This is a genomic window from Streptomyces sp. NPDC002577 (genome assembly GCF_053594815.1).
This window is the reverse complement of the sequence record NZ_JBSFWK010000002.1, coordinates 141,166-166,284: the sequence shown is the minus strand read 5'-3', so window position 1 is coordinate 166,284 and position 25,119 is coordinate 141,166. Positions and strand designations below refer to the sequence as shown.

The following is a 25,119-nucleotide window of genomic DNA, read 5'->3' as shown; positions in this document are numbered from 1 at the left end:
CCGGCGGCCGGTACGCACCTCGGCCGAACGGTCACCGTTCACCGGCCCCTCTGGCCGCTCGGGTCAGCCGATCGGCCGATCCGCCCCTTGCGGCGCCTCCGTACCGTGGACGGCGTGAACCTCGTACATGCGATCGACGACCCGGCCGCGCCCCGCACCCGCCGGCAGGGTTGCGTCCGAGCGGCGGGCATCACCGTCCTGGTCCTGCTGGCCGTGGCGGACCTGCTGATCGCGGGCGCCGGCGGCGGCGCGGTCTGGCCGGCGTTCCTCGTGCTGCCGCTCGGCATGGCCGCGGTTCTGTGGCCCGCGGCGAGACGGCCCGCGTGGCTCCCGCCGCAGCTGCGCACCGCCGTACCGGCGTGCCTCTCCGCGGCGGTGACGGTCGTGGCCACCGTGACCGGCCGTCTGCCGGAGTTCGGCCCGGGCGAAGTGGCGGTCATGCTCTGCCTGCTGCTGGTCGCGGTACGCACCTGCCCGCCCAAGTGGGTGGTTTGGTGCGCCGCACTCGACGGAGCGGCCGTCCTCGCCCAGCCGCTGCGCTCCTACCGATCCGCTGCCGGCAGCGGCGACCTGGGCAACCTCTTCGGGGTCATGCTGGCCCTCGTGCTGCTCGTCGGCGTCGCCGCCGGACTGGGCGGCTATCTGCGCGTCCTGGACCACCGCCGCACTGTCGCGGTCACCGAAACCCGCCGGTCCGAACGCCTCGACATGGCCGCCGACCTGCACGACTTCGTCGCCCACCATGTCACGGGCGTCCTCGTTCAGACCCAGATGGCGCGCATGCTGGCCGCCACCGAACCCGACCGGCTCGATCCGGTCCTGGCGGGCATCGAACGCGCCGCCACCGAGGCCCTCGCCTCGATGCGCCGCACGGTCGGCATTCTCCGCGAGGGCCCCGAACCCTCGGCCGGAGCGGAGTCAGGCGGGGTGGGGCCGGGCACATCGACGACCTGGTCGCCCTCCGCGTCCCGCCGCCCGGTGGGAGATCTCGCCTCTCTCGCCGGACTGGTCGAGGACTTCGGCGGTCCGGCCGGCCCGAAGGCCGTACTGCGCCAGGACCCCTACGTGCCGGACGGTCTGCCCCACGAGGTGCAGGCCGCCGCCTATCGCGTCGTCCAGGAAGCCCTGACGAACGTACGGCGCCACGCGGCCGACGCCACCGAGGTCACGGTGGGCCTGGATCACGACGGCCGGAACCTGACGGTGACGGTACGGGACGACGGGCGCGGCGGCGCGGGGCTGCCGCACGCCGCGCGGGGTGGCGGCTTCGGCCTGGTCGGCCTCACCGAACGCGTCGCCGCCCTCGGCGGCGAGCTGCACGCCGGACCGCGGCGGCCCCACGGCTGGGAGGTGGCGGCGGTGCTCCCGAGCACCGGCGCCGGATGACCACGACGCAGGCCGCGGGCTCCCAGCTGTGGGCCTGCGTGGTCGTCAGCGGGTCGCCGTCCGGCCCCCCGCCACCTCGTCGTAGAACGCGTTCGCCGGAGGACCGAGGAGTTCATGGGCCTCGATGAACATCTCGTGCGCGTCGCGGCCCACCCAGCCCGCCGGGAGCAGCTCGGTCGGCAGGTCGGGGTCCCGGAAGGGGAACTTGCGGTAGTCGTAGGTGAGCCGCATGCGCTCGATCAGCGCTTCCTCGGGAGTCAGATGCCCGGCCCGGTAGGACGGCATCCGGCCGCGGTAGGTGCGCAGCAGCTCGCGGTAGTCCTCGTTGAGCGCGTCCAGGTCCCAGCTGCGGGCCGCCATCTCGCGGTCCACGGGGAGACCGGCGGACTGGCAGCGCAGGGTGTCGAGCCGTACGGCGGGCTCGTCGGCGAACTTCTCCCTCACCTGCTGGAGCCGGTCGTGCGGGGACACATAGGTGGAGGGCGCGAGCGGGCCGAAGCCCAGCCACGCCAGTTCCTTGCGGATGCGGTCGCGCACACCGCGCTCGGTCTCCGGCACCGAGTAGATGACCATGTACCAGTGGCGGTCCCAGTCGCTCCGTACCGGCTCGAAGATGCGTGACCGGCCCTCGTCGAGCAGCTGGAGGCTGCGGGCGTTGAGCGCGTAGAGGGTCTCGCGGCCCTCGCGCCGCGCGTCGAACCAGCCCTCCTTCTTCAGCCTGGCGAGCACCACGCGCACGGTGCTCTCACCGACGCCGAAGCAGCCCATCAGCGTGCTCAGGGTGCGCAGCCGGGCGGCGCCGTCGCGGTAGCGGACGTAGTCGCCGAACAGGTCGAAGACGATCGAGCGGGGCTTCACGAACATGACTATGGCATACGGGCGGCCGTCGCGAGTCCGAGACACCTCAAAGAGAAGCCCGTGCCAGCACTGGAACTAATGCGTGTCATATCAATTGACGGTCGCGTTTCAAGTGACACATACTGCCGACGTCTTCCGGCCATCCAGGCCGGCTGAGCTCCAGGAGTCGGCAATGACGCCAGACACTGCTCAACCCGCTGTCCGCACCGCGCCCGCCGGGCGCCACCGCCGTCCCGAGTTCCTGGTCACCGCCGTGTGCTTCGCGGTGATCGTCTTCGACGGATACGACCTGATCGTCTACGGCGCCACCGTTCCGGCGCTGCTGCAGTACGACCGCTGGACCCTGACCCCCGCCATGGCAGGCGCCATCGGCAGCTACGCGCTCGTCGGCATGCTGATCGGTGCACTGATCGCGGGCGCCGTGACCGACACGGTCGGACGGCGCAGGGTGCTGCTGACCGGGGTCGGCTGGTTCTCCGCCGCGATGATCGGGTGCGCGCTGGCGCCGGACGCGACCTGGTTCGGGATCTTCCGGCTCCTTGGCGGGATCGGCCTCGGCGGCGTCATGCCGACCGCCGTCGCGCTGACCGCCGAGTACGCGGACCCCCGGCGGCGCAGCCTCAACAACGCGATGATGTTCTCCGGGTACGCGGTCGGCGGCATCCTCGCGGCCGTGCTCGCCATGACGCTGATGCCCGTACTGGGTTTCCGGTTCATGTACGCGATGGGGGCCGCCCCGCTGCTGGTTCTGCCGCTGCTGGCCCGCCGCGTACCGGAGTCGCTGGCCTTCCTGATCACGAAGGGGCGGCACGAGGAGGCGGCCAGGACTGCGGCGAGGCTCGGGATCGACCTGCCTGCGGCCGGCGCCGCACCGGACGGCAGACCCGCTGCGGACGGCGAGCCCCTCGGGCAGCGCAAGCGCACCGGGATCATGCAGCTCGCCGAGAGGGAACACCTCGGGCCGGCCCTGCTCTTCGCCGCGGTCAGCTTCTTCGGGCTGCTGCTGGTGTACGGCCTGAACACCTGGCTCCCGCAGATCATGCGCGCCGCGGGCTACCCCCTCTCCAGCTCCCTCCTCTTCCTGCTCGTGATGAACCTCGGCGCGGTCGTCGGCTCGCTCCTCATCTCGCCGTTGGGTGACCGGTTCGGCATGAAGCCGGTCACGATGGCCGTCTTCCTGGCCGCCGCCGTCTCCATCACGCTGCTCGCTTTCGCGACGGCCGCGCCGCTGATGTACGCCTTGGTCGCCGTGGCCGGCTTCGGCACCATCGGTGCGCAGATCATGGTCCTGGGTTATGTGGCCCAGCACTTCCCGGTGGAGGTCCGGGCCACGGCCCTCGGCTGCACGCTGGGACTCGGCCGGCTCGGCGCCATCGCCGGTCCGCTGTTCGGCGGCTTCCTGCTGGACGCGCAGGTCAGCACGGCGTGGAACTTCTACGCCTTCGCCGTGCCCGCCGCCCTCGCCACGGCACTGGTGCTGCTGCTTCCGGGCAGGGGACTCCTGCGACGGGGGCTCCCGGGGCGGACGGTGAGCCTTTCCGCGACAAATCATTGACGCTCGTGAATTGATCGACACACACTGGTGCTCCGGGGCGGGCGGTCCTGCGACCGGCCCGGAGCCGTACCCGATGCGGAGGCAGAACATCATGGTTTCTCGGATCGCTTGCGTGGGAGGCGGCCCCGGCGGGCTGTTCTTCGCGACGCTCATCAAGCAGGCCGATCCGTCGGTCGACGTCACCGTCTTCGAGCGGAACCGGGCAGAGGACACGTTCGGCTTCGGCGTGGTGTTCTCCGACGCGACGCTGGCCGGGATCCACGAGGCCGATCCGGTGCTGCGGACCGGCCTCGCGGACCACGGACGGCACTGGGACGACATCGAGATCCGGCTGAAGGGACAGCGGATCCGCTGCGGCGGCAACGGCATGGCCGCCATCACCCGCAAGACCCTGCTGCAGCTGCTGCACCGGCGCGCGGCGGAGGTCGGAGTCGACCTGCGCTTCAGCTCCGAAGTCCCCTCCGATCCCGCGCAGTTGGCCGACTACGACCTCGTCGTCGCCGCCGACGGCGCGAACTCAGGCTTCCGCAGCCGCCTCGCCGACGTACTGGTGCCCGAGGTCGAGGTCGCCACCGCCAAGTTCATCTGGTTCGGTACCAGCTACCTCTTCGACGGCCTGACCTTCGTGCACGAGCACGGCCCCCACGGCACGTTCGCCGTGCACGGCTACCCGATCAGCGACGACGTCAGCACCTTCATCGTGGAGACGGACGAGCAGTCCTGGCGGGCGGCAGGTCTCGACGAGTTCGACACCGCGCAGCCGCCCGGCCCGAGCGACGAGAAGACCAGGCGTTATCTGGAGAAGCTCTTCGCCGAACAGATCGACGGACACGAGCTGCTCGTCAACAACTCCCGCTGGGGCAACTTCCGTACCTGGCGCACCAGCCGCTGGACCAGCGGCAACGTCGCCCTGCTCGGCGACGCCGCGCACACCGCCCACTTCTCGGTCGGCTCCGGCACCAAGATGGCCATGGAGGACGCCGTCGCGCTCGCCGGCAGCCTGCTGGAGCACCGCGACGACCTGCCGTCCGCGCTGGAGGCGTACGAGGCGGCACGGCGGCCCTCGGTGGAGAAGATCCAGGGTTCCGCCCGGCCGAGCCTGTCGTGGTGGGAGCACTTCGGCCGCTACCACGACGCGTTCGAGCCGACCCGGTTCGCCTTCCACTTCATGTCGCGCAGCATCGGCAAGGCGCGGATCGCCCGCCGGGACCCGGAGTTCACCGGGCTGGTGGAGCGCGACTGGCGCGCCGGGCACGAAGGGCGCGACCCGCTCGAGACGCCGCTGCGGGTGGGTGAGCGGGAGTTCGCCGGGCGGCGCCTGAGCGCGGCGGACACCGAGAGGCTCAGGGACGGCGATCCGGGCTGCCTGTGGCTCGCCGCGCCGGACGGAGAGGCGGGGCTGCCGGAGGCGTACGGGCGCCTCGCGGAGGCCGTCGCGGCGGCGGGCGCGCCGGAGCTGGTCGTCGCGCACGCGGGGACCTCGCTCACCCGGTCCCTGCTCGCCGAGCAGGCCCGGCTGGTCCACGGGGTACCCGCCCTGATCGTGGAGGACGTAATGGACGACGACCGCGCCGAGACGCTGCTGCTGTCGGGCCGCGCCGATCTCGTCGGTTCGGCGAGCGCGGCCGACACCCTGGGCGAAGGGGAGGCGCGGGCGTGACCACCGACCTGACGACGATCGCGACCACCGACCTGGCGCCGATGTTCGCGCCCGCGGGCGTGGTCGTGATCGGCGCATCGCGCCAGAGCGGCAAGCTCGGCGCCGCCATGGCCCGTTCGCTGGCCGCCTTCCCCGGCCCCCGCGCCCTCGTGAACGCGCGCCGCCCGGAGCCGGCCGAGGGCGTGTATGCGTCGGTCGCCGAGGCCGCCGCGCACACCGACGGGCGCCTGGACCTGGCCGTCCTGTGCGTACCGGCCGCCGGCTGCGCCGACGCCCTGGCCGAGGCGGCCGCCGCGGGCTGCCGCGCCGCGCTGGTCTGCGCGGGCGGTTTCGGCGAGGCGGGCCCGGAGGGCGAGCAGTACGCGGACGCCCTGCGCCGGGTCGCCGACCGCACCGGAATCAGGCTTCTCGGGCCCAACACCTCGGGGTTCTACGCACCTCGGCTGGGCCTGACGGCCAGTTTCGTACCGGCCGCGGCGCAGCTTCCCGCCGGGGAGGTCGCGGTGGTCGCGGCCAGCGGCGGCGTCAACCACGCGCTCGCCTTCGACCTCGCGGACGCCGGGAACGGCATCAGCCTCGGCGTGGGCATCGGCGCGGGGCTCGATGTGACGGCCGCCGACGTGCTGGAACATCTGGTCGCGGACGCGGGTACGACCGCGGTGGCGCTGCATCTGGAGACGGTGCCGGACGGGCCGCGCCTGGTGGCCGCCGTACGCCGGTTCGCCGCCGTCAAGCCGGTCGTGGCGCTCGTCGTGGGGCGGTCCGACGTGGGTGAGTTCGCGCGGTCGCACACGGGTGCGCTGGCCACCTCGTGGCGTACGGCACGGGCCGCGCTGCGGCAGGCCGGGGCCGTGGTCGTCGACGACGAGCGCGAACTGGTCGACGCGATCACCGCCCTGTCGCGCGTACGGCTGCCCGCGCACGCCGATCCGGGCCTCGGCATCGTGACCGCCCAGGCCGGGCCGGGTCTGCTGCTCGCGGACCGGGCCGGGGCGGACGGCATCCGCATGCCGGAGCTGACCGAGGCCACGCAGGACGCGCTCGGCGGTCTGCTGCCGCAGCTGACGTACCAGCGCAACCCGGTCGACACCGGCCGGCCCGGTGAGACCTTCGCCCGGGTGCTCGGCGCGACGGCGGCCGACCCCGCGGTCGACCTGCTCGCCGTGTACGCGCTGACCGAGCCCGACAGCGTCGATGTGGCGGCCGCCGCCCAGGACGCGGGCCTCGGCGCCGACTCGCCCGCGGTGGTCGTCGTCGGCGGCCCCCGCGAGGAGGTCGCCGAGGAGCGGGCCCGGCTGCACAAGGCGGGCATCCCCGCGCTCACGGGCCCGACGTCGGCCGCCAACGCGGTACGGGCGCTGGTCGCCGACGCGCGGCAGCGGGCGCGGGCGGCCGGCGCGGGAGCGGTCACCGCCGCCAGGACCACCGGGATCCCGGCCGGCCCTCTCGACGAGGACCGTGCCAAAACGTTCCTGGGCACCCTCGGCATCCGTACCACCGAGCGCGCCGCCTGCACCACACGCGAGGAAGCGCACCGCGCGTTCGAACGGCTGGCTGCCGACGGGCGGTCGGTCGCCGCGAAGGTGCTCGACGCGGCGATCCTCCACAAGACGGAGCTGGGCGGGGTCAGGCTCGGCATCCGCACGTCCGGGGAGCTGGACGCCGCCCTGGACGCGATCGACGCCATAGAGGTCGCTGGATCGGGCGGCCGCCGCTATCTCGTCGAGGCCATGGCCCCGCCCGGCGTCGACCTGGTGCTCGGCGCCCGCCGCGACCCCGTGTTCGGACCCGTCGTGCTGGCCGGACTCGGCGGTACCGCCGCCGAGGCGCTCGCCGATGTGGCGATCCGGCTCGCGCCGCTCGCCCCGGCGGAGGCCGCGGCCATGCCGGACGAACTGGCCGCCCGCGCGCTGCTCGACGGCTGGCGGGGCGGGCCGGTGCTCGACCGCGCGGAGTTCGGACAGGTGGCCGCGGCGCTCGCCGACGCCCTCGCGGCGAGTCCGCCGGACGTCGCCGAGATCGAGATCAACCCGCTGCGACTGACCACCGACGGCCTGATCGCACTGGACGCCGTCGTCGTGCACGACCGCGCCGCGACCGCGCCCACCGGCGCCGCTGTCGCGCACCCCGGCCAGGAGACCGACAAGGAGACCGACCATGCCCAGGCCTAGCAGCAACGGCGCTGTGCCCTGGCCCGACGGGTACGCCGAGCTCTACACCGACAAGGGCTACTGGACCGGGGAGACCCTCGGTGACGCGCTGCTCGCCGTCGCGGACGCCGCGCCCGACGCGCCCGCGCTCGTCGACGGCCCGCGCACGCTGACCCACCGTCAGCTCGCCGAGCGCGCCGACGCCACCGCGCTGCGCCTCGCCGACCTCGGCCTGCGCCCCGACGACCGGCTTGTGGTGCAGCTCCCCAACACCCTCGAGTTCGTGGTCCTGACGTACGCCTGTCTGAGGCTCGGCGTCATCCCGGTGATGGGCCTGCCCGGTCACCGACGGCACGAGATCTCCCACCTCGTCGAGCACTCCGAAGCGGTCGGCATCGCGGTCCCCGACGTCCTGAAGGACTTCGACCACCAGGACATGGCGGCCGCGGTCGCCGCCGAGTCGCCCACCGTCCGCCATCTCCTCGTCCTCGGCGAGAAGACCGGCGAGGGCGCCGTCGACCTACGGGACCTGTGCGCACCCCCTGAGGCGGGCTCGGCCGAGACGGCGCGGGCCGCCGTGGACGCCTACCGGCCCGACAGCCGCTCGATCGCGGTCTTCCTGCTCTCCGGCGGCACCACCGGCCTGCCCAAGCTGATCGCCCGCACCCACGACGACTACCTCTACAACGCCCGCCGCAGCGCAGAGATCTGCGGCTTCGGCCGGGACACGGTGTACTTCGCCGCGCTGCCCCTCGGACACAACTTCCCGCTCGCCTGCCCGGGGCTGCTCGGCGCGCTCCTGTGCGGCGGACGTGCCGTCCTCGGGTCGCCGAGCCCCGCCAAGGCGTTCGCGCTGATCGAACGCGAAGGCGTCACCGCGACCGCCGTGGTTCCGGCCATCGCCCAGCGCTGGCTGGAGCACCGGCAGGACGACCCCCGCGCCGATCTCGGCTCGCTGCGCGTCCTGCAGGTCGGCGGCTCGCGGCTGGCCGACCATGTCGCCCGCCGCGTGCGCCCGGAACTCGGCTGCACACTCCAGCAGGTGTTCGGCATGGCCGAGGGGCTGCTCAACTACACGCGCCTGGACGACCCCGAGGACGTCATCTGTACGACGCAGGGGCGCCCCATGTGCGAGGACGACGAACTCCTCGTCGTCGACGAACAGGGCGAGCCGGTGCCCGACGGTGCACCCGGCGTGCTGCTCACCCGGGGCCCGTACACCCCCCGCGGCTACTACCGCGCCGAGGAGCAGAACGCCCGCGCGTTCACCGAGGACGGCTGGTACCGCACCGGCGACATCGTGCGGCTGCGGCCCGACGGCCATCTCGTCGTCGAGGGCCGCGACAAGGACATGATCATCCGCGGTGGCGAGAACATCTCCGCCGAGGAGATCGAGAACCTCGCGTACCAGACCCCCGGCATCGCCCGCGCCGCCGCGGTGGCGATGCCGGACGCCGAACTGGGCGAGCGCGTCTGCCTCTACGTCGTCCCGGAGCCCGGCCGCACCGTCACCCTCGCCGACGTGCACGAGGTGATGGAGAGCGTGGGCGTCGCGCGCTTCAAGTTCCCGGACCGGCTGGTGGCCGTCCCCGAACTGGTCGCCACCAAGGTCGGAAAGATCGACAAGAAGGCGCTGCGCGCCGACATCAGCCGGCGCCTCGGCTCGGAGCCCCGGGCAGCCGACGCCACATGACACGTCACGTACCCAACCGCGCGATCAACGGACCCAACCACGCGATCAAGGGAGATCGACATGAGTGAGACCTTCGTGCTCGTCACGGGAGCCTGGCACGGCGGATGGGCCTGGCGCCCGGTCGCCACCGCTCTCCGGGCCGCCGGGCACCAGGTGCATACCCCCACCCTGGTCGGCCTCGGCCCCGACGACGACCCGCGCGGCGTCACCCTCACCGACACCGTGAACGGGCTCGTCGAGTACGTCGAGCGCGCGGGTCTGACCGATGTCACCCTGGTCGGCCACAGCTGGGGCGGCTATGTGCTGACCGGTGCCGCGCCCCAACTCGCGTCCCGGCTGCGGCGGCTGGTCTTCTGGAGCGCGTTCGTGCCGGAGGACGGCGAGTCGCTGATCGACGCGTGCCCGCCGCACTACGGCGAGATGTTCCACGCGCTGGCCGCCGCCTCCGGCAACGACACCGTGCTGCTGCCGCTGGAGGTCTGGCAGCAGGCGTTCATGCAGGACGCCGACGACGAGGCCCAGCGGATGGTCCACTCCCTGCTCGTACCGCAACCGCTCGGCACGTTCACCGAGAAGCCGGACACGGCCGCGTTCCAGGCGCTCGACATACCCACCAGCTACGTCCTGTCCACGGACGACGTGTCGCTGCCGGATGAATGGGCCTGGGCCGGTCGCTTCCCGCAGCGCCTGAAGAACCCGCTGGTCATCGAGGTCCCGGGAAGCCACGAGGGCTGCTTCACCCGCCCCGCCGAACTGGCCGACGCCTTCGTCAGGGCCTGCGCGTCCCGTTAGGCCGGCTCCCAACTCGGCCCGTCCTCAGGAGAATTTAAGCTTCACATTTCCATCACACACTCCCCACAATCTTCGGATTGTCGGTTACATTCAAGTGCCCGAGGGACGCGATTCAGGCGCGTCCTTCGCGTACCTGTGTCAGAGGTGAGGTGTGTCGCACCGGGGCCACGAGCGTCGGCGTGACGGGGGGCCTCACGGCATCTGGGGGGAAGACATGAACCGCCTTCACAGCGCAAGTGCCCTGGGACCGAGGGTCGAACGCGGCTATCTGCACACGCCGCGATAACGCGATCACGCCTCTGGCGGGTCGGCGGCCCTGATGCGTCACCACTGTGACGGCATCGGCCGGCGCCCAGTCATCTCTGCTTGACCGACATGCCGCCTGCCGCACACGCAGGCCGGCTCACTGTGCCCTGCCCGGCGGTCGACATGGACCGCGCCCACCGGCACGGCACAGCAGTATCCCGCGCCTCCGCCTGGGAAGCGGAGCGCGGTGCCAGGGGGGAGTCTCATGCAGCAATCTCAACTCGTACCCGTGGACGGTGTCCCGGCAGGCGCCGCCGTCCTCGCCCCGCCGCCCGACCCGCGCGCGACCAGCTCTCTGCGCGTCGTCGTGCTCGGCCAGGGATATGTGGGTCTGCCGCTGGCCATGGCGGCGGTGGCGGCCGGGCACCAGGTCATCGGCCTGGAACCCGACAACCGTCGCAGACTGCGTCTGGACGCGTCGGACTCGTACGTCGAGGACGTGCCCGGCGAGCAGATCCGCGCGGCGCTGGACAGCGGCCGCTACTCGACCGCCGCCTCCATGGCCCAGGCCAGGGCCTTCGACGTGGCGGTCATCACCGTCCCCACACCGCTCAAGGACCGCACACCGGACCTGAGTTACGTCAAGCGCGCGGCCCACATGCTGGGGCCCTGGGTCACCCGGGGTGCCGTGGTGGTCCTGGAGTCGACGACGTACCCGGGCACGACCGAGGACGTCGTGGTGCCGATCCTCGAGCGGCGCTCCGGGCTGGTCGCCGGTACCGACTTCCACGTCGGCTTCAGCCCGGAACGCATCGACCCCGGCAATGCGACGTGGAACTTCCGGAACACCCCCAAGGTGGTGTCGGGCCTGACCCCCCGCTGCCTGGAGAAGGTCAGGGCCTTCTACGACCTGATCGTGGAGCGGACGATCCCGGCGAAGGGCCTGCGCGAGGCCGAACTCGCCAAGGTCCTGGAGAACACGTTCCGGCACGTCAACATCGCCATGCTCAACGAGCTGGCCAAGTTCACCCATCTCCTCGGCGTGGACGTGTGGGACGCCATCGACCTGGCGAGCACCAAGCCCTTCGGGTACATGCCGTTCCGGCCGGGGCCCGGTGTGGGAGGACACTGCCTGCCGATCGATCCGGTCTACCTCTCCTGGCAGGTCAAGCAGGAGCTGGGCGAGAACTTCCGGTTCATCGAGCTGGCCAACGAGGTCAACGAGCAGCAGCCCGCGTATGTGGTGCAGCGTCTCCAGGACGGCCTCAACGCCCGCGGCAAGGCGCTCAAGGGCGCCCCCGTGACCGTGCTCGGCCTCACGTACAAGGCCGGCACCTCGGACGTACGGGAGAGCCCCGCTGAGCGTGTGGTGCACCTGCTGCGCGCCAAGGGAGCCGAACTCCTCGTCGTGGACCCGCATGTCTCCGAGTGGCACGCCCTGCCCGATGTGCGGCTGGTCAAGCAGCTCGCCCCGGCCATGGTCGCGTCGGCGGACGCGGTGATCGTCCTCACCGACCACCCCGAGTTCGACATGCGGATGGTGCAGGAGCACGCCGCGTACGTCTTCGACACCCGCCGCTCGGTTCCCGTCGGCGCCAACGTCGAGCTGCTCTGACACGCCAGCACAGCCGTCCGGGGCGGGCGCGTGCGGCGCGGCCGCCCCGGCACAGCCGCGGCGGGGGGATCACACGCGGGGGCCGCGGCGCCCACCGCGTGCCGGCTGTCCGCCGGGACCACAAGAAGATCAAGCGGCGCTGAGCCGCAGGGAGGGGAGAACACACATGGGTTACGACGAAGGAGGGCTCGCCAGAACCGGCGTGGGCGCCCTCACGCTGTTCGGGGTGAGCGTCACGCTGGACTGGATACTGGCCGTCGCGGTGACGCTGATCCTGGTCGGTGCCTTCACCTACCGGGCCGTCACCCGGCACAAGCAAGAGCGTGCCTGACGTGCCCGAGCGACACCGAAAGTCCAAGCGGAGCCTGCATGCTCCGTGGCAGACCTGGGTCTGTGTGGCCGCCGCTCTGGCGGCCACCGCCTGGACCCTCGTCTACCACATCCTGTGGAGCACACAGCCCTGGGGAACCGCGCTGGTCTTCTACTGCGCCATCACCGCAGTGCTGATCTACTCGCTCGCGGCGGTGGTGAAGGGCAGAAGCTTCACGCATCTGCCCGCCTTCGACGGACGCGTACTCGCGATCGTTCCGGCGTACAACGAGCCGCCCGAGGCCCTGTACAAGACCGTGTGGGCGCTCATCGACCAGGTGCGTCCGCCGGACGCGATCCACGTCGTCGACGACGGTTCCAGGGTTCCGGTGGTCCCGTTCGAGCACCCGCTGGTCACCTGGCACCGTCAGGACAACGCGGGCAAGCGTGAAGCGCAGGCCCATGTCCTGCGCCAGGTCGACCCCTCGACGTACGACCTCGTCATGACGGTCGACTCCGACTCGGTCGTGCACCGCATGGGCCTGTGGCACTGTCTCAAGGCGATGTCGGACACGCGCGTACAGGCGTGCACCGGGCTGACCCTCGTCTCGAACCGTGCGCACAACCTGCTGACCCGGGTGATCGACGTCGAGATCGTCACCTGGTGCCTGGTCACCCGGATGGCGCGTTCCCAGGTCGGGGCCGTCGCCCCCACCTCCGGCATCCTCGCGGTGTACCGCAAGGACCTGGTCCTGGACAACCTCGACGACTACGTCAGCTCCGGGACGGCGGGAGACGACCGGCGCCTGACCCACTACGCGCTCCAGCGCGGCCAGGTGGTGGCCGTCAACGAGGCGTGGGTCTACAGCAAGATGCCCACCGACCTCAACGAACTGTTCACCCAGCGCGTCCGGTGGTTCAAGTCTTACTGGAAGTACGTCGGGTGGGAGCTGACGAACTTCTCCGCGGCTCCTCTGTTCTTCCGGCTCTACGGCCTGGTCGTCACCGCGACCATGCCTCTGCTGTACGTCTGGGTCCTGTTCGTACTGCCGTACCACACCGACGACAAGCTGCTGTTCGTTCAGGGGCTCGGCTACTGGCTCGTCATGACCTACGCGCAGACAGGCATGTACGCGGCCATGCGACCCGAGCTGACGGCCGGACAGAAGATCACCGCCTGGCTGTTCCTCACGCCTCTGGTGACCTTGCTGAATCTGCTCATCATCCGGCCTGCCATGTACTGGGCCCTGACCCAGGCCCGCACCACGCACTGGGGCACCCGCAAGGCGTCCCTCCCGGCGCCGGTCCCGGAACGGACCTGACAGCGGACACGGATCGAGGGGGCGGCGGGCTCTGGAGCCGGTCGGGGGATCACGGAGCCCGCCCCGCCTGCCGTGCCGGCACGGGGCCGCCCCCAGGACCGGCCTACTGCGCGATCGTCGTGGGAGGCCGGGAGCCGGTGGCCGGGGGAGTCTTCTCCGGGTACAGGTCGTGGTGGATGGCCTTCGCCACGCGCTCGACCGTGTCCGTGCCGTAGCCCCAGCCCACCAGCGGCGAATCGCCTTCCGGGACCCTGTTGTTCTCGGTGAGGATCACGAGGCCGTAGTCGTACCCATGGCCGGTGAACGCGCTCATGCTGTTGACTTTCCAGTCGCCGCGGTCCCAGGGATTCTCGACTTCCGTCTCGGAACGCTGCAGCCACCCGTTCTTGACTTGTACGGAAGCGTCCCGGGGAGCCCCGGCGGGAGTTCCCCACCGCTGATCCTTCTGTACGTCACGCATGAGACGCAGGATGTAGGCGCGCTCTTCGGCGTTCAGGACCGAGTTGTCCTTGCCGGTGAGCAGTTCGAGCAGCTTGGCCTGGTCCCTCGCAGTGATCTGCGTCAGGCCCATGAAGCCTTCCTCGTCGAGGATGGTGTCCGTCATCCCGGCCTTGTCCAGGAAACGCTGGATGTTTTTGGACCCCACACTGTCCCACAGGGCGTACATCGCGTCGTTGTCCGAGCTCACGATCATCTGCCGGGCCAGGTCCTGGTCATCCTCGGAAAGGCGGACGCCTCTTTTCAGGAGCAGGGCCCCCAATATGATCGGCTTGATCGTGCTCGCTGAGTCGTAGTGCTTGTACGCGCCGTATCTGCAGGATGTGTCGCTGACGCGGTCGTACAGCACCACAGAGGCGTGACTGGCGCGATTCGCCAGCGAATTGGCTATGTCTTGAGTGAGGCGACGTGCCAGTTGAGGTTTTCGGGAGGTGCATTCGACCAGCCCGCCCTTGAGCCGCTGGGAAGCGAATTTCAAGCCCGGCGTCTCACGGGAGGCGGTTCCTGTGAAAGCCGGAACGGCGGCCGAAGTGGAGACTGCGGCGACGACCACGCCTAAGGTCACCTTCGAAGCCATCTTGCTGAGCGCCAATTCCTTCCCTCTCTGCAATCTCCGGCCTGCCGGTGCGGATACGGGCAGAGCAGACACTACAAGATCGGGATGCGCCTGGCTTGTCGGGTAATTCGGTAGGTCTACCGGTGGTCCGCCAGTGGCAGCCGATGAGGTGAAACATGTCCCTCGATCGGTGCCGGGGGATTAGCCGGGGGATTAAGAACGGCACATCCGCGGGTCCGGGCGCCGGGGCAGGACAGTCTTGGCGAAGTCCTGAATCGCGGCCTGTTGACCCCCCGGCCCGCACGGCGTTGGATCTTCCCTGCCGGTGCGGGTGCCCGGAAAGCGGGTGCCCGGAAAGCGGGAGCGGGGAAGGAAAGAGGGGCGCGGACGATGGCTGAGGACGGCAGACCCGGGCTGATAAGGGTGGTGGACTTCGAGCAGGTGTCCGCGCTGATGACCGGTGCCGGCATGCTGCTGTCCGAAGGGCCGCTGCTGGTCTTCAGCGGTATGACGTACGGGCTGGAGACGCTCCTCGTGGTGGGAACGACAGCGGTCGCTCTCGCGTCCCTGTTGCTGCTGCCGCTTTACTTCCGTCTCCCCGCCCGGCTTCGCCGCAAGTACGAACAGGCCGTGCAGATCGACGGCGTCGACGAACCACACGCAGGGCAGGACGCGGCACGTCGGCAGTTGCTGTGGCGTACGGCCGCATACGCGGGTCTGCTGACCTGCTGGTTGCTGCTCATCGCCCTGACGTTCCATGAGGTGATGGCGCCCATCATGCTGATTCCGCCGGCCCTGGCCCACTGGGCGCGGTCCCGGGCAACCGCGGACTGGGAGCGGGCGAACGGGGCGACCCTGTGGCAGCGCGTGCCCGGACTGCGCGGTAACCGGGGCCCGGTGTTCCGCGTGCCGGCGGAGGGCGGGATGTGAAGCCACGGCTTCACCGTCACCCGGCCGGGCCGGGCCCTCGGGCGGCCCGGCTCGTGCCGGTCCGGGGGCGACGGTCCGGCCGGGTGGGATCGCCGGTCAGGGTGACCGGTCGGCCTCAGCTGGTCACCGCGCACTGACCGCGGTCCGCGGTCTTCGGTCCCTCCGCGGTGGGACGGACGTCGAAGTCGAAGATTCCGGTCGGGAGATAGAGGGAGCAGCAGGCGTTGGGGATGTCCACGATCCCGCTGATACGTCCCTCGATGGGGGCCGCACCGAGGATCAGGTAGGCCTGCTCTCCGGTGTAGCCGAACCTCTTCAGGTACTCGACCGCGTTGAGGCAGGCGCGGCGGTAGGCGACCGTCGCGTCCATGTAGTAGTTGGTGTCGGTGTCGTGGTCCACGGAGATCCCGATGAAGGACATGAACTCCGTGTACCGCGGCTCGACGTTGCCCGGCATGAAGACGGGGTTGGTGCTGATGCCGTACTTCTGCATGCCGCCCTTGATCAGATCGACGTGGAAGTCGATGAAGCCGCCCATCTCGATGGCGCCGCAGAAGGTGATCTCCCCGTCTCCCTGGCTGAAGTGCAGATCACCGCCCGACAGCTTGGCGTCCTTGACGTGGACGGGGTAGAAGACCCGGGCGCCGCGCGTGAAGTTCTTGATGTCCTGGTTGCCGCCGTTCTCCCGGGCGGGAACGGTGCGTGCTCCTTCCTGGAGGATGCGTGTGGCATCCGATCCGGTCGCCGTGCCCGCGAGGCCCGCGTCGGCTTCGGGAGGCAGCCCCAGCGGGGGAACCCGGTCGGGATCGGTGTCGATCAGGGCCTGCTCGCGCCTGTTCCAGCTCGCCAGCAGGTCCGCTGAGGGGGCGGTGCCGAAGAGACCGGGGTGGGTGATGCCGGTGAAGCGGACACCGGGGAGGTGCCTGGACGTCGCCACCTGCCCGTGGAAGTCCCATATCGCCTTGACGGATTCGGGGAAGTAGTCCGTCAGGAAGCCGCCGCCGTTGGTCTTGGCGAAGACCCCCGTATAGCCCCAGCCCTGACCCGGCGCGTCCCCGACCTGCTGCGGTACGGGCCCGAGGTCGAGGATGTCCACGACGAGCAGATCGCCGGGCTCCGCGCCCTCGACGCCTATCGGCCCGCTGAGCATGTGCGTGGCATTCAAGTTGACATCGCGCACGTCGTTGGCGGACTCGTTGTTGCCGATCTGTGCGTCGGTCCATTCGCGGCATTCGACGCGGAACTCGTCCCCCGGGCGGACCATGGCAACGGTGGGTACGTCTGGATGCCACCTGTTGTGTCCAGGCACATCCTGGTCGCGCATCGACCGGGACTGGTCGACGCTGAAGATTACTTCAGGCATTTGTGAACTCCTCAGGTGATCTGTGACGGTGAGCGGTTCGGCCATGACGCCCGGAGGCGTCCCGGCCGGCCCCTCACGCCGCTTCGTACGTCTCCTCAACCACCTCCCGCGCTAGCCAGGGCTGCCGGCCGGGCGGGCCGGGGCGCCGCCGTACTCCTCAGCGGGGTGGGCGGGCCCCCTCCGGCGGAGTACGAACCACAGCGCGCCGAAGGTCAGCACGCCGAACGCGCCCAGCGCGATCGCGATCTCGTAGTAGTTCTCCGCGACCCAGTAACCGGACAGCAGCAGAAATGCCGGTATCACGCCGGTCACCCAGCCCTCGATCGCGGTCACCCAACCGACGTAGGGCTGTAGCGTCTCCCGTTTCAGTCCCAGCAGCAGGAAGAAGAAGAACCAGAGGAAGGCCCAGTAGAGCCATATCACTCCGAACGGTGCATCGCCGAACAGCCGGAAGCTGACGAAGGAATAACCCAGGGCCACGATGGCCACAAACAGGGAGTAATAGCCCACGCCTGTCGTGTCGAGTCCCATGAGTATGCCGACTCCCACATACAGGTATGTGAAACCGAAGAGGAAGATGCCGGATGCCAGCAGAATCCGCCGGGGATCCTGGTCGGCGGCGATGATGAGATATGTGGGTGTCAGGACCTGAAGCCCGCCCACGAACAGGTTGAATATGGCGGCTGCCCGGGTGTCCACCTTTCCCAGCAGCATCAACCCGTTCAGGAAAAGCACCGCGCCAACGAAGAGAAGTCCGACGTTGGCCAAGGGGACACACCTCCCGATGTTCCGCTCTCGCGAGCGACGCGCCCGCCGGGCGGTCAGACGACCGAAAAGCCGTTGTGCACGTATCCGCGCCATGCTCTCCGAGGCGGTACGGACTGCGTCCCGACGGCGTACCGGCAGGTCGGGCCGGTACGCGACCTCCCCCTCGTCAAGGCCGGGGGAGCCGGGCGACAGCCGGATGGACCGGCCTCGGCGCAGCAGCCCTGGGAGGCACCCGCGTGACCACCGCGGGGTTTTCCCGAGACTTCTCCTCTTGCTCGCGCAGACCCGCGACGGCGGGCGATGCGAAGGCGGTGGCGGGAGGCGAGTAAACACGCCGGGCCGTGTGAGAGCACTGCGGGCAGGCCCGCTCGGCGGGCGCGGTGCCGATCGGCAGCTTTACGTCGAACGATCCGCAGCGATTGCAGGAATACTCATACGTCGCCATGCGTCGTCTCCGCCCCGCAGCGCCTCCGGCCATCGGCCGTGGGCGCGGATCTGGTCGAGCGAGCGATGAATGCCGCAGAAATATCTCTGTATTCAAGGCAACGCCTGGGACGACGGCGTGTCAAGGCGAGGAAAACGCTCTGTGCGTCGCCTCCACGGCCTTCGTGAGAAGCCGCGGCCGTCGTGCGAAACAGGGCCGGTTTGATGTGCGGCGCGCCGGGCACTTGGAGCTCTGGACAGGAAGGCCGGCCGGAGCGCATGCGCGGCTACCGGGTCGATGTCTGCGTGCCGGCCTTCGGCGATGGAGAACGGCCATGGCAAAGATCCTCACGGTGCTTTATCCGGATCCTGTCGACGGCTACCCGCCCAGGTATGCCCGCGACGAGATTCCCGTCATCAGCAGCTATCCCGGAGGGCAGACGACGCCTACCCCTCAGGGCCTCGACTTCAAGCCGGGCGAACTGGTCGGCTGCGTCTCCGGCGAACTCGGTCTGCGTCCGTTCCTGGAGAGCCGGGGCCACACGCTGGTCGTCACCTCCGACAAGGAGGGACCCGGCAACGTACTGGACCGCGAACTCCCCGACACCGACGTGGTGATCTCGCAGCCGTTCTGGCCCGCCTATCTGACCCCTGACCGGATCCGGCGCGCACCGAACCTGAAGCTGTCGATCACAGCCGGGATCGGTTCGGACCACGTGGACCTCCCCAGCGCGATCGAGCACGACATCACCGTCGCGGAGATCACGTACAGCAACAGCATCAGCGTGTCCGAGCACGCGGTCATGTACATCCTCGCCCTCGTCCACAACTACCTGCCCGCCCACGAGTGGGTCACCACCCGCAGAGGGTGGAACGTCGCCGACAGCGTCTCGCGGAACTACGACCTGGAGGGCATGGACGTCGGCGTCTTCGGTGCCGGACGGATCGGCCGGGCGGTGCTCCGCCGGCTCCAGCCGTTCGATGTGAAGCTGCACTACAACGACGTGCACAGGCTGCCACCGGACCTCGAGAGGGAGCTGGGGCTGACCTGGCACGAGGATGTCCGGTCCCTGGCGGCCGCCGTCGATGTGCTCTCCATCCACGCACCGCTGCACGCGAAGACGGTGAACCTCTTCGACGACGAGCTGCTGGGGATCATGAAGCGCGGGTCCTACATCGTCAACACGGCCCGCGCGCTGATCGTCGACCGGGACGCCGTGGTACGCGCTCTGGAGCGAGGTCATCTGGCGGGCTACGCCGGTGACGTCTGGTACCCGGAGCCGCCGGAGGACGACCACCCGTGGCGCATCATGCCGCACGAGGGCATGACACCCCACGTGGCCGGCTCGCCGCTCTCCGCGCAGGCCAGGTACGCGGCAGGCGTCAGGGAGATCCTGGAGTGCTGGTTCGACAACCGCCCGATCCGTCAGGAGTACCTGATCGTGGAGGGCGGCAGGCTGGCCGGGACCGGGGCCAGCTCGTACACGGTCTGACCTGCACCTGCGTGGCAGGAGCCCTGACGGACACGACGGGAGCCGGATGGGACCGTCGCTGCCCGGGCAGCAACGGTCCCATCCGGTCTCCGGCCGGACAGTGCTCCGGCCTACGTGTCATACGTGTCAGGGCGTGCCCGCGATGGCGCACGCGCGGCACGGGGGCCGGCCGCAGGTGCACTGCATGATCGCGTCCAGCACCTGGTGGTCGTGGTAGAGGCACTCGTCCTTGCAGGTGTGGCGTGGGACGAAGCCCGCCTGGTGCTCGTCCGGCCAGGGCTCCTCGCCCTCCCGGCAGCGCACGAAACGCTCGGGATCGGTGGAGTGCAGCTGCTGCATCCTGTCCCGGGCCTCGCCCTCCAGGTCGCGCGTCGCGGCGACCATGCCCTTGAGCTGGTCGGCGAGACCGGAGAACCTGGCGTCGCCGGTTCGCACATGGGCGGCGCGCAGTGCCATGACGGCGTTGCCCAGGAATCGTCGAGCGTCCTGGAGATCGGTGACGTGGTGCAGTTGGATGCCGGTCACGCCTCTGACCCACACGGCGTCTTCGCTCACGTGTCCACCTTCCGGTCTCGAGTTGCCTGTTTCGCGACCGGCCGCACCACAACTACGGAAATCGCCTATAAGGCTCGTATCATCTTTAAGCAAGCTAAAGTCTTTGATACATATCAGTCCAGTCATCTATGGGTGAAGTGCCTCACAAGCGCCCCGTATCCGGGGTGAAACGCAGGAGTGAAGCTCCGTGAGGCCGAGTCAGGGAAGCTCGAAGGGCAACGGGAGACCGTCCAGGCTCGTCGCGCAGCGGCAGGCCCGGTCCTGGGGCAGGAGTGGGACGGTCTCCAGCAGGAGTGCGCGCACTCGTTCGGTGTTCGCTGCGAAGACCCGGAACACCTCGTCCTGGTCGACGCTCTCCGCCGCGTCGACGCCCGCGTCGTAGTCGGTGACCAGCGCGACCGAGGTGTAGCAGAGGGCGAGTTCGCGGGCCAGGGCGGCCTCGGGCATGCCGGTCATGTTCACCAGCGCCCCGCCGGCGGCGGCGTACCACCGCGACTCGGCGCGGGTGGAGAAGCGCGGTCCGTCGATCACCACCGTCGTCCCGCCGTCGTGGGCGTCCGCCCCGGTGGCGGCCGCGGCCTTCAGCACCGCCGCACGCCCGGCCTCGCAGTACGGGTCGGCGAAGGACACATGCACGGCGCCGTCGAAGAACGTGCGGACCCGGCCCGTCGTACGGTCCACCACCTGGTCCGGCACCACGATCCGGCCCGGCGCCAGATCGCGCCGCAGCGAGCCCACCGCGCACGGGGCCAGCACCTGGCGCACTCCCAGTGAGCGCAACGCCCACAGGTTCGCGCGGTAGTTGATGCCGTGCGGAGGGTGGCGGTGCCCCTCGCCGTGGCGCGGCAGGAAGGCGACCGTGCGCCCGGCGACCGTACCGACCGCCACGGCGTCCGACGGACGGCCGTACGGAGTGTCGACCTCGACGCGGTCCGCGTCCCGCAGCAGCCGGTAGAGCCCGCTGCCGCCGATCACGCCGATGCCGGCCTGTCCGCTGCCGTTGTCCGGGTGCGTCATCGTCCACCGTCTCTTCCCGTCGTCGGTCGCTGCCGGGCATTACTGGGCACCCGGATGCTTGCGCGGTGCCTGGCGGTGGGTTGGTTCCCGGATGTGCCGGGCGCCAGGCGGCAGGAAACCCCGCACAAACCGGCGGGCAGCCCGCGGTATGCACCATGGCCGCCGCCCGAGAACGATCCGCGAAGAACCTCTGGGAGCGTCGATGACTATCAGCGGTCCGGTGCCTGGTGCGGTGGAGGATCCGGTGTCCGGCGAGGCGGGCACCGCGCCCGGTGCGGTGGATCCCGGTCCCAAGGCGGTGGATCCCGCGGCCGTCGTGGCCCGGTTGCTCGCTCCGGAGGGGCCGGGCGATCCGTATCCGCTCTACCACGCGCTGCGTTCCGCCGGCCCGGTGCGCAAGGCCGGGAACATCTACTTCGTGTCCGGGTACGCGGAATGCCAGGCCGTCCTCGGCGGGCCGGAGTTCCGGGTGCAGGACCCCGAGTGGTACGACGCCAACCTCCCCGGGTGGCGGGACGACATCGCAACCCGGCTGATGTACCAGTCGGTGCAGAGCCGCAACAACCCCGACCACAACCGGCTGCGACGGCTCGTCGCCGGCGCCTTCTCGCCGCGGCGGATGGCCGGGTACGCCGAGGTGATCGACCGGGTCACCGACGGCCTGCTGGACCGGATGGCCGAGGCCGGCGCCGACGGCGGGCCGGTCGATGTGATGGAGCAGCTCGCCTACCCGCTCCCCACCGCGGTGATCGGCGAGATCCTCGGCGTGCCCGAAGCCGACCGCGAGCACTTCCGCGATCTCGCGGTGGACTTCTTCCGGGTGATGGACCTCGTCACCGACCGCGAGACCCGCGAGCGCATGGACGCCGCAGCGGCGACCCTGCTGGAGTTCTGGACCGGCATGGTCCGCGAGCGTCGGCGGGCGCCGCGCGAGGACCTCACCACCGAGCTCGTACGGGCCTGCGACGCCGGTCTGCTGTCGCAGGACGAGCTGCTGGGCATCGCGATGTTCCTCTTCTCGGCCGGATACGGCACCACCGCCGCGCTCCTCGGCAACGCCACCGAGCAGTTGCTGACCCATCCGGACGAGGCGGCCCGGCTGCGCGCGGGGGAGATCGCCGTGGAGGCCGTGGTGGAGGAGTCCCTGCGGCACGAGACCCCGACGCAGATCGCGCCCCGGCTGACCGGCGAGGACTGCACGGTGGGCGGCGTCGGCATCCCGGCGGGGCGGCTGCTGGTGTGCCTGCTCGGGGCCGCGAACCGCGATCCGGCGCGCTACGAGCAGCCGGACCGGTTCTGGCCGTCCCGTACGCCGGGGCGGGTGCTCAGCTTCGGCGGCGGGGTGCACTACTGCATCGGGGCGGCGCTGTCGCGGATGGAGGCCACCCGGGTCCTGCCCCGGCTGCTGCGGCGCTTCCCTCAGCTGGCCCCGGCCGGCCCGCGGGAGCGGCGGCCGGCGCTGCGGATGCGGTTGCACACGCGCTTCCCGGTGACCCTCTGATCCTCCGGGGTCCGGTGAACCTGCGAAGCCTCCGGGGGCGTTGAGGGTACGCGGCGGGCGGGGCTTATGGTCACCGCCCGCCGCGTACGTGTGTGCGCACGGCGTTCAGAAGAGCAGGCCGCCGATGGACATGGGCATCTCCATCTCGGGGCCGCCGTGCGCCTCCACCTCCGGGCGCACGTCGCCGATGCGTTCCTTGATGTCCAGCAGCACGTCCACTTCGCCCTCGCTGAGCGAGGCGAGGAGGCCGAGCTGCTCGTCGGTGAAGGCTTCGAGGTCGAATCCCGCTGCGCGCAGCCGCTCCAGCGCATCCCTCGCGTCGTCGGGCTTGCTCATCGCGACCTCCTGCTCAGGTCAGTGGATGTGGTTGAAATAGGCGGCGGTCGGGGAGCCGACGCCGGTCACGTCGTCGTAGGCCGCCGTGGTGGCGAGCCCGGTGTCCTGGGAGCGCCCGAAGGTGGCCAGGACGTAGTTGGTGGTCACGGTGCCCGTGGAGTCGGCGGTCAGCACGGTGTGGACGGCGGCCGGCGGCTTGGGCGCCCCGGCGGGCTGGTCCGTCACGTCGCGGAACGCGCCGTCCTCGGCGGCCTGGTAGATCACCGGGTTGGCGAAACCGAGCGGTCTGCCGGCCCGCTGCTGGGCAAGGGCCTGGATGCCGGCGAAGAGCGGTGCGGCCAGGCTCGTGCCGCCGGACGCGTACTCGACATAGCCGCCGGCGCCGTTCGGCAGCGTGTAGGTCTGCCCGACGAGCATGCCCGTGACGGGGTCGGCGTCCATCGCCACGTCGGGCACGACCCGGCGCCGGGTTCCGTTGCTGGTGAAGGCGCTGCCAGGGATGAGCTGCTGCTGGTAGGACGGCCGGGTGAACAGGGCGCTGGGGCCGCCGCCGGCTCCGCCTGCGTAGGCGCCGGGCAGGCTCGCCCAGCTGGTGCCGTCCGCGGACAACGAGGCGTAGTCGCTCTCCCAGCCGGTCTCCCACTGGTACTGGCCGTTGGCGTCGACGGCGAGGCTGGTGCCGCCCGCGGCGGTGACCCACGAGTCGGATGCGGGGTATTCGGTGGCGGTGGTGAGCGGACCGGTGCCGTCCTGGGACGCCGCCTGGGAGCCGTGGTCGCCGGAGGCGAAGACGAACCCGATGCCCTCGACCGCGCCCTGCTGGAACAGCTGGTCGAAGGCGGACACGGTGGCGGACGGTATGCCGGTGTCCGCGCCGATCACCCAGGAGTTGGAGACGACGTCGGCGAGATGTGCGTCGACGATGCGGGAGACGGCGTCGACGAAGCTCGCGTCCGTGGCGTCCGCTGCCGCCACGTATTCGACGCCGGCGGCGGGCGCGATCGCGTGCACCGCCTCCACATCCATGATCTCCTCCATGCCCCAGTCCATCGGCTGGGCCGCCAGCCCGTCCGGCACGTCCTGGGTGAACTGGCCGCTCGCCCAGGCCTGTTCGCCGTGCCGGGACGCATAGGTCTGGGCGTCGGAGGCCACCGTGGTCGAGGCGTACGCGCCGATCACCGCGACCTTGGTGCCCGTGCCGGTCAGGCCGGTGGGGGTGACGCCGTAGGCGCCGCGCAGCTGACTGGGGAGATAGCCGCAGACCTGGTACGGCTGGGTGGTGCCGTACGCGGGCGGCAGGGCGGTCGCCGGGTTCGCGCCGTACGAGCTGGAGCAGGTCGCTGAGCTCGCCGGGGTGACGGTGGCGGACTCGCCGCTCGCCGGGCTTACGGTCGGGCTCAGGCTGCTCAGGCCGGATATAGACAGCACGTCGGTGGCGACGGAGCGCGGGAGGCGCGCGGGCCCGGCGAGGGCGCTCAGGCTCCTGCCGTGCCAGCGGTAGCGGTGCAGGGAGGCGCCGACCGCGCAGTCGACCGCGGCCGGGCTGCCGGAGGCCGAGACGTAGTGGCCGGTGCCGCCGTCCACGTCGAACCCGCACGAGCGCAGCCAGGCGGAGACCGCGGCGCGCTGCCCCGCCGTCGGGGCGTACGCCGACCGGAACTGGGCGGGGGTGAGGAAGTGCCGGTAGTGCGCGTCGCCCGGCGTGGAGACCTCCCGGGCCAGGGCGCGCAGTCCCGCCGGGTCGCGGCCGTTCAGGTAGACGCGCAGGGAGACCTTTCCGGACGCGGACGCGGCGCCCTCGTCCACGGCGCCGGCCGGGGCGCGGCCGGTGTCCGAGGCGAGCGGAACCCGGTCGCCGGCCGGGGCCGTGGCCGCCAGGGCCTGGGGCGCGGTGCCGAGCGCGACGAGCGCCACTGTCAGGGCCGCGGCGGCGGCCGGCAGTCTTCGGCCACGGCCGGGCCGTCTGCTCTGGGCCGCATGGGGTCGGGACATGGGGAGTTCTCCTTCGGCTGGGACGCGTCCGATCGGAATGCGGCGTCGGGGCGCGCCATCGGAGAGCGGCAGATACGACGTGGGCTGCCGCCCGGTCGAGG

At 70.8% G+C, this 25,119-nt stretch carries 21 protein-coding genes; 12 read left to right on the top strand and 9 right to left on the bottom strand.

All coding sequences use genetic code 11. The features are described from left to right. Window positions 1–105 precede the first annotated feature (105 nt). A complete protein-coding gene (locus tag ACWD4J_RS04370; RefSeq protein ID WP_451394012.1) occupies window positions 106–1,386 on the top strand; it encodes a sensor histidine kinase in 1,281 nt (426 codons plus the stop codon). 45 nt (window positions 1,387–1,431) lie between these two features. On the opposite strand, the gene ACWD4J_RS04365 is transcribed toward ACWD4J_RS04370, so the two are convergent. Then, window positions 1,432–2,250 (bottom strand): PaaX family transcriptional regulator, encoded by an 819-nt coding sequence (locus tag ACWD4J_RS04365; protein WP_451393775.1) that lies wholly within the window; start codon window positions 2,248–2,250, stop codon window positions 1,432–1,434. A 166-nt stretch (window positions 2,251–2,416) separates the two neighbouring features. On the opposite strand from ACWD4J_RS04365, the gene ACWD4J_RS04360 reads away from it, so the two are divergent. The 8 genes from ACWD4J_RS04360 (at window position 2,417) to ACWD4J_RS04325 (ending at window position 13,586) form a co-directional block, all read left to right on the top strand. After that, window positions 2,417–3,799 carry an MFS transporter gene (locus ACWD4J_RS04360; RefSeq protein ID WP_451393774.1) on the top strand — a complete coding sequence of 461 codons (1,383 nt, stop codon included), beginning with the start codon at window positions 2,417–2,419 and terminating at the stop codon, window positions 3,797–3,799. Window positions 3,800–3,911: 112 nt separating this feature from the next. Further along, window positions 3,912–5,459: an FAD-dependent monooxygenase gene (locus tag ACWD4J_RS04355; RefSeq protein ID WP_451393773.1), complete on the top strand. Its 1,548-nt coding sequence runs from the start codon at window positions 3,912–3,914 to the stop codon at window positions 5,457–5,459. Next, complete coding sequence (locus ACWD4J_RS04350) at window positions 5,456–7,630, top strand: acetate--CoA ligase family protein (protein WP_451393772.1); 2,175 nt, start codon at window positions 5,456–5,458, stop codon at window positions 7,628–7,630. Before ACWD4J_RS04355 ends, ACWD4J_RS04350 begins: the two co-directional genes overlap by 4 nt. Beyond that, the gene (locus tag ACWD4J_RS04345) at window positions 7,617–9,302 is read left to right on the top strand and encodes a (2,3-dihydroxybenzoyl)adenylate synthase (RefSeq protein ID WP_451393771.1); all 1,686 of its coding nucleotides are present in this window, start codon (window positions 7,617–7,619) and stop codon (window positions 9,300–9,302) included. The genes ACWD4J_RS04350 and ACWD4J_RS04345 overlap by 14 nt, the downstream gene beginning before the upstream one ends. Window positions 9,303–9,362: 60 nt before the next feature. Next, window positions 9,363–10,094 carry an alpha/beta fold hydrolase gene (locus ACWD4J_RS04340; protein ID WP_451393770.1) on the top strand — a complete coding sequence of 244 codons (732 nt, stop codon included), beginning with the start codon at window positions 9,363–9,365 and terminating at the stop codon, window positions 10,092–10,094. A 601-nt stretch (window positions 10,095–10,695) separates the two neighbouring features. After that, on the top strand, window positions 10,696–11,955 hold the full coding sequence (locus tag ACWD4J_RS04335) for a nucleotide sugar dehydrogenase (RefSeq protein ID WP_451394011.1): 1,260 nt from the start codon (window positions 10,696–10,698) through the stop codon (window positions 11,953–11,955). A gap of 166 nt (window positions 11,956–12,121) precedes the next feature. Next, window positions 12,122–12,286, top strand: coding sequence for a hypothetical protein (locus ACWD4J_RS04330; protein ID WP_351295964.1), 165 nt, complete (start codon window positions 12,122–12,124; stop codon window positions 12,284–12,286). A gap of 1 nt (window position 12,287) precedes the next feature. Continuing rightward, the gene (locus tag ACWD4J_RS04325; RefSeq protein ID WP_451393769.1) at window positions 12,288–13,586 is read left to right on the top strand and encodes a glycosyltransferase family 2 protein; all 1,299 of its coding nucleotides are present in this window, start codon (window positions 12,288–12,290) and stop codon (window positions 13,584–13,586) included. 103 nt (window positions 13,587–13,689) lie between these two features. Here ACWD4J_RS04325 and ACWD4J_RS04320 read toward each other — a convergent pair whose 3' ends face one another. Next, window positions 13,690–14,676 (bottom strand): serine hydrolase, encoded by a 987-nt coding sequence (locus ACWD4J_RS04320; protein WP_451393768.1) that lies wholly within the window; start codon window positions 14,674–14,676, stop codon window positions 13,690–13,692. A 354-nt stretch (window positions 14,677–15,030) separates the two neighbouring features. Here ACWD4J_RS04320 and ACWD4J_RS04315 point away from each other — a divergent pair, with 354 nt between their 5' ends. Further along, window positions 15,031–15,570, top strand: a complete 540-nt coding sequence (locus tag ACWD4J_RS04315; RefSeq protein WP_451393767.1) for a hypothetical protein — start codon at window positions 15,031–15,033, stop codon at window positions 15,568–15,570. A 115-nt stretch (window positions 15,571–15,685) separates the two neighbouring features. On the opposite strand, the gene fmdA is transcribed toward ACWD4J_RS04315, so the two are convergent. The 3 genes from fmdA to ACWD4J_RS04300 all read right to left on the bottom strand — a co-directional run bounded on the left by fmdA (window position 15,686) and on the right by ACWD4J_RS04300 (window position 18,146). Then, window positions 15,686–16,933 (bottom strand): formamidase, encoded by a 1,248-nt coding sequence (fmdA, locus tag ACWD4J_RS04310; RefSeq protein WP_451393766.1) that lies wholly within the window; start codon window positions 16,931–16,933, stop codon window positions 15,686–15,688. 111 nt (window positions 16,934–17,044) lie between these two features. Further along, a complete protein-coding gene (locus ACWD4J_RS04305; protein WP_451393765.1) occupies window positions 17,045–17,701 on the bottom strand; it encodes an AmiS/UreI family transporter in 657 nt (218 codons plus the stop codon). A gap of 166 nt (window positions 17,702–17,867) precedes the next feature. After that, window positions 17,868–18,146 carry an FmdB family zinc ribbon protein gene (locus tag ACWD4J_RS04300; RefSeq protein ID WP_451393764.1) on the bottom strand — a complete coding sequence of 93 codons (279 nt, stop codon included), beginning with the start codon at window positions 18,144–18,146 and terminating at the stop codon, window positions 17,868–17,870. A 313-nt stretch (window positions 18,147–18,459) separates the two neighbouring features. Here ACWD4J_RS04300 and ACWD4J_RS04295 point away from each other — a divergent pair, with 313 nt between their 5' ends. Then, the gene (locus ACWD4J_RS04295) at window positions 18,460–19,617 is read left to right on the top strand and encodes an NAD-dependent formate dehydrogenase (RefSeq protein WP_451393763.1); all 1,158 of its coding nucleotides are present in this window, start codon (window positions 18,460–18,462) and stop codon (window positions 19,615–19,617) included. 126 nt (window positions 19,618–19,743) lie between these two features. On the opposite strand, the gene ACWD4J_RS04290 is transcribed toward ACWD4J_RS04295, so the two are convergent. Together ACWD4J_RS04290 and ACWD4J_RS04285 are read right to left on the bottom strand one after the other, a co-directional pair. Beyond that, window positions 19,744–20,172, bottom strand: a complete 429-nt coding sequence (locus tag ACWD4J_RS04290) for a hypothetical protein (protein ID WP_451393762.1) — start codon at window positions 20,170–20,172, stop codon at window positions 19,744–19,746. A 198-nt stretch (window positions 20,173–20,370) separates the two neighbouring features. Beyond that, window positions 20,371–21,189, bottom strand: a complete 819-nt coding sequence (locus tag ACWD4J_RS04285) for an S-methyl-5'-thioadenosine phosphorylase (RefSeq protein WP_451393761.1) — start codon at window positions 21,187–21,189, stop codon at window positions 20,371–20,373. Window positions 21,190–21,391: 202 nt separating this feature from the next. On the opposite strand from ACWD4J_RS04285, the gene ACWD4J_RS04280 reads away from it, so the two are divergent. Then, window positions 21,392–22,690: a cytochrome P450 gene (locus ACWD4J_RS04280; protein ID WP_451393760.1), complete on the top strand. Its 1,299-nt coding sequence runs from the start codon at window positions 21,392–21,394 to the stop codon at window positions 22,688–22,690. Between the two features lie 105 nt (window positions 22,691–22,795). Here ACWD4J_RS04280 and ACWD4J_RS04275 read toward each other — a convergent pair whose 3' ends face one another. Further along, entirely contained in the window at window positions 22,796–23,026 is a 231-nt protein-coding gene (locus ACWD4J_RS04275) for an aroma-sacti cluster domain-containing protein (RefSeq protein WP_451393759.1), read from the bottom strand. Window positions 23,027–23,044: 18 nt separating this feature from the next. Continuing rightward, a complete protein-coding gene (locus tag ACWD4J_RS04270) occupies window positions 23,045–25,018 on the bottom strand; it encodes a S53 family peptidase (protein WP_451393758.1) in 1,974 nt (657 codons plus the stop codon). Window positions 25,019–25,119 lie beyond the last annotated feature (101 nt).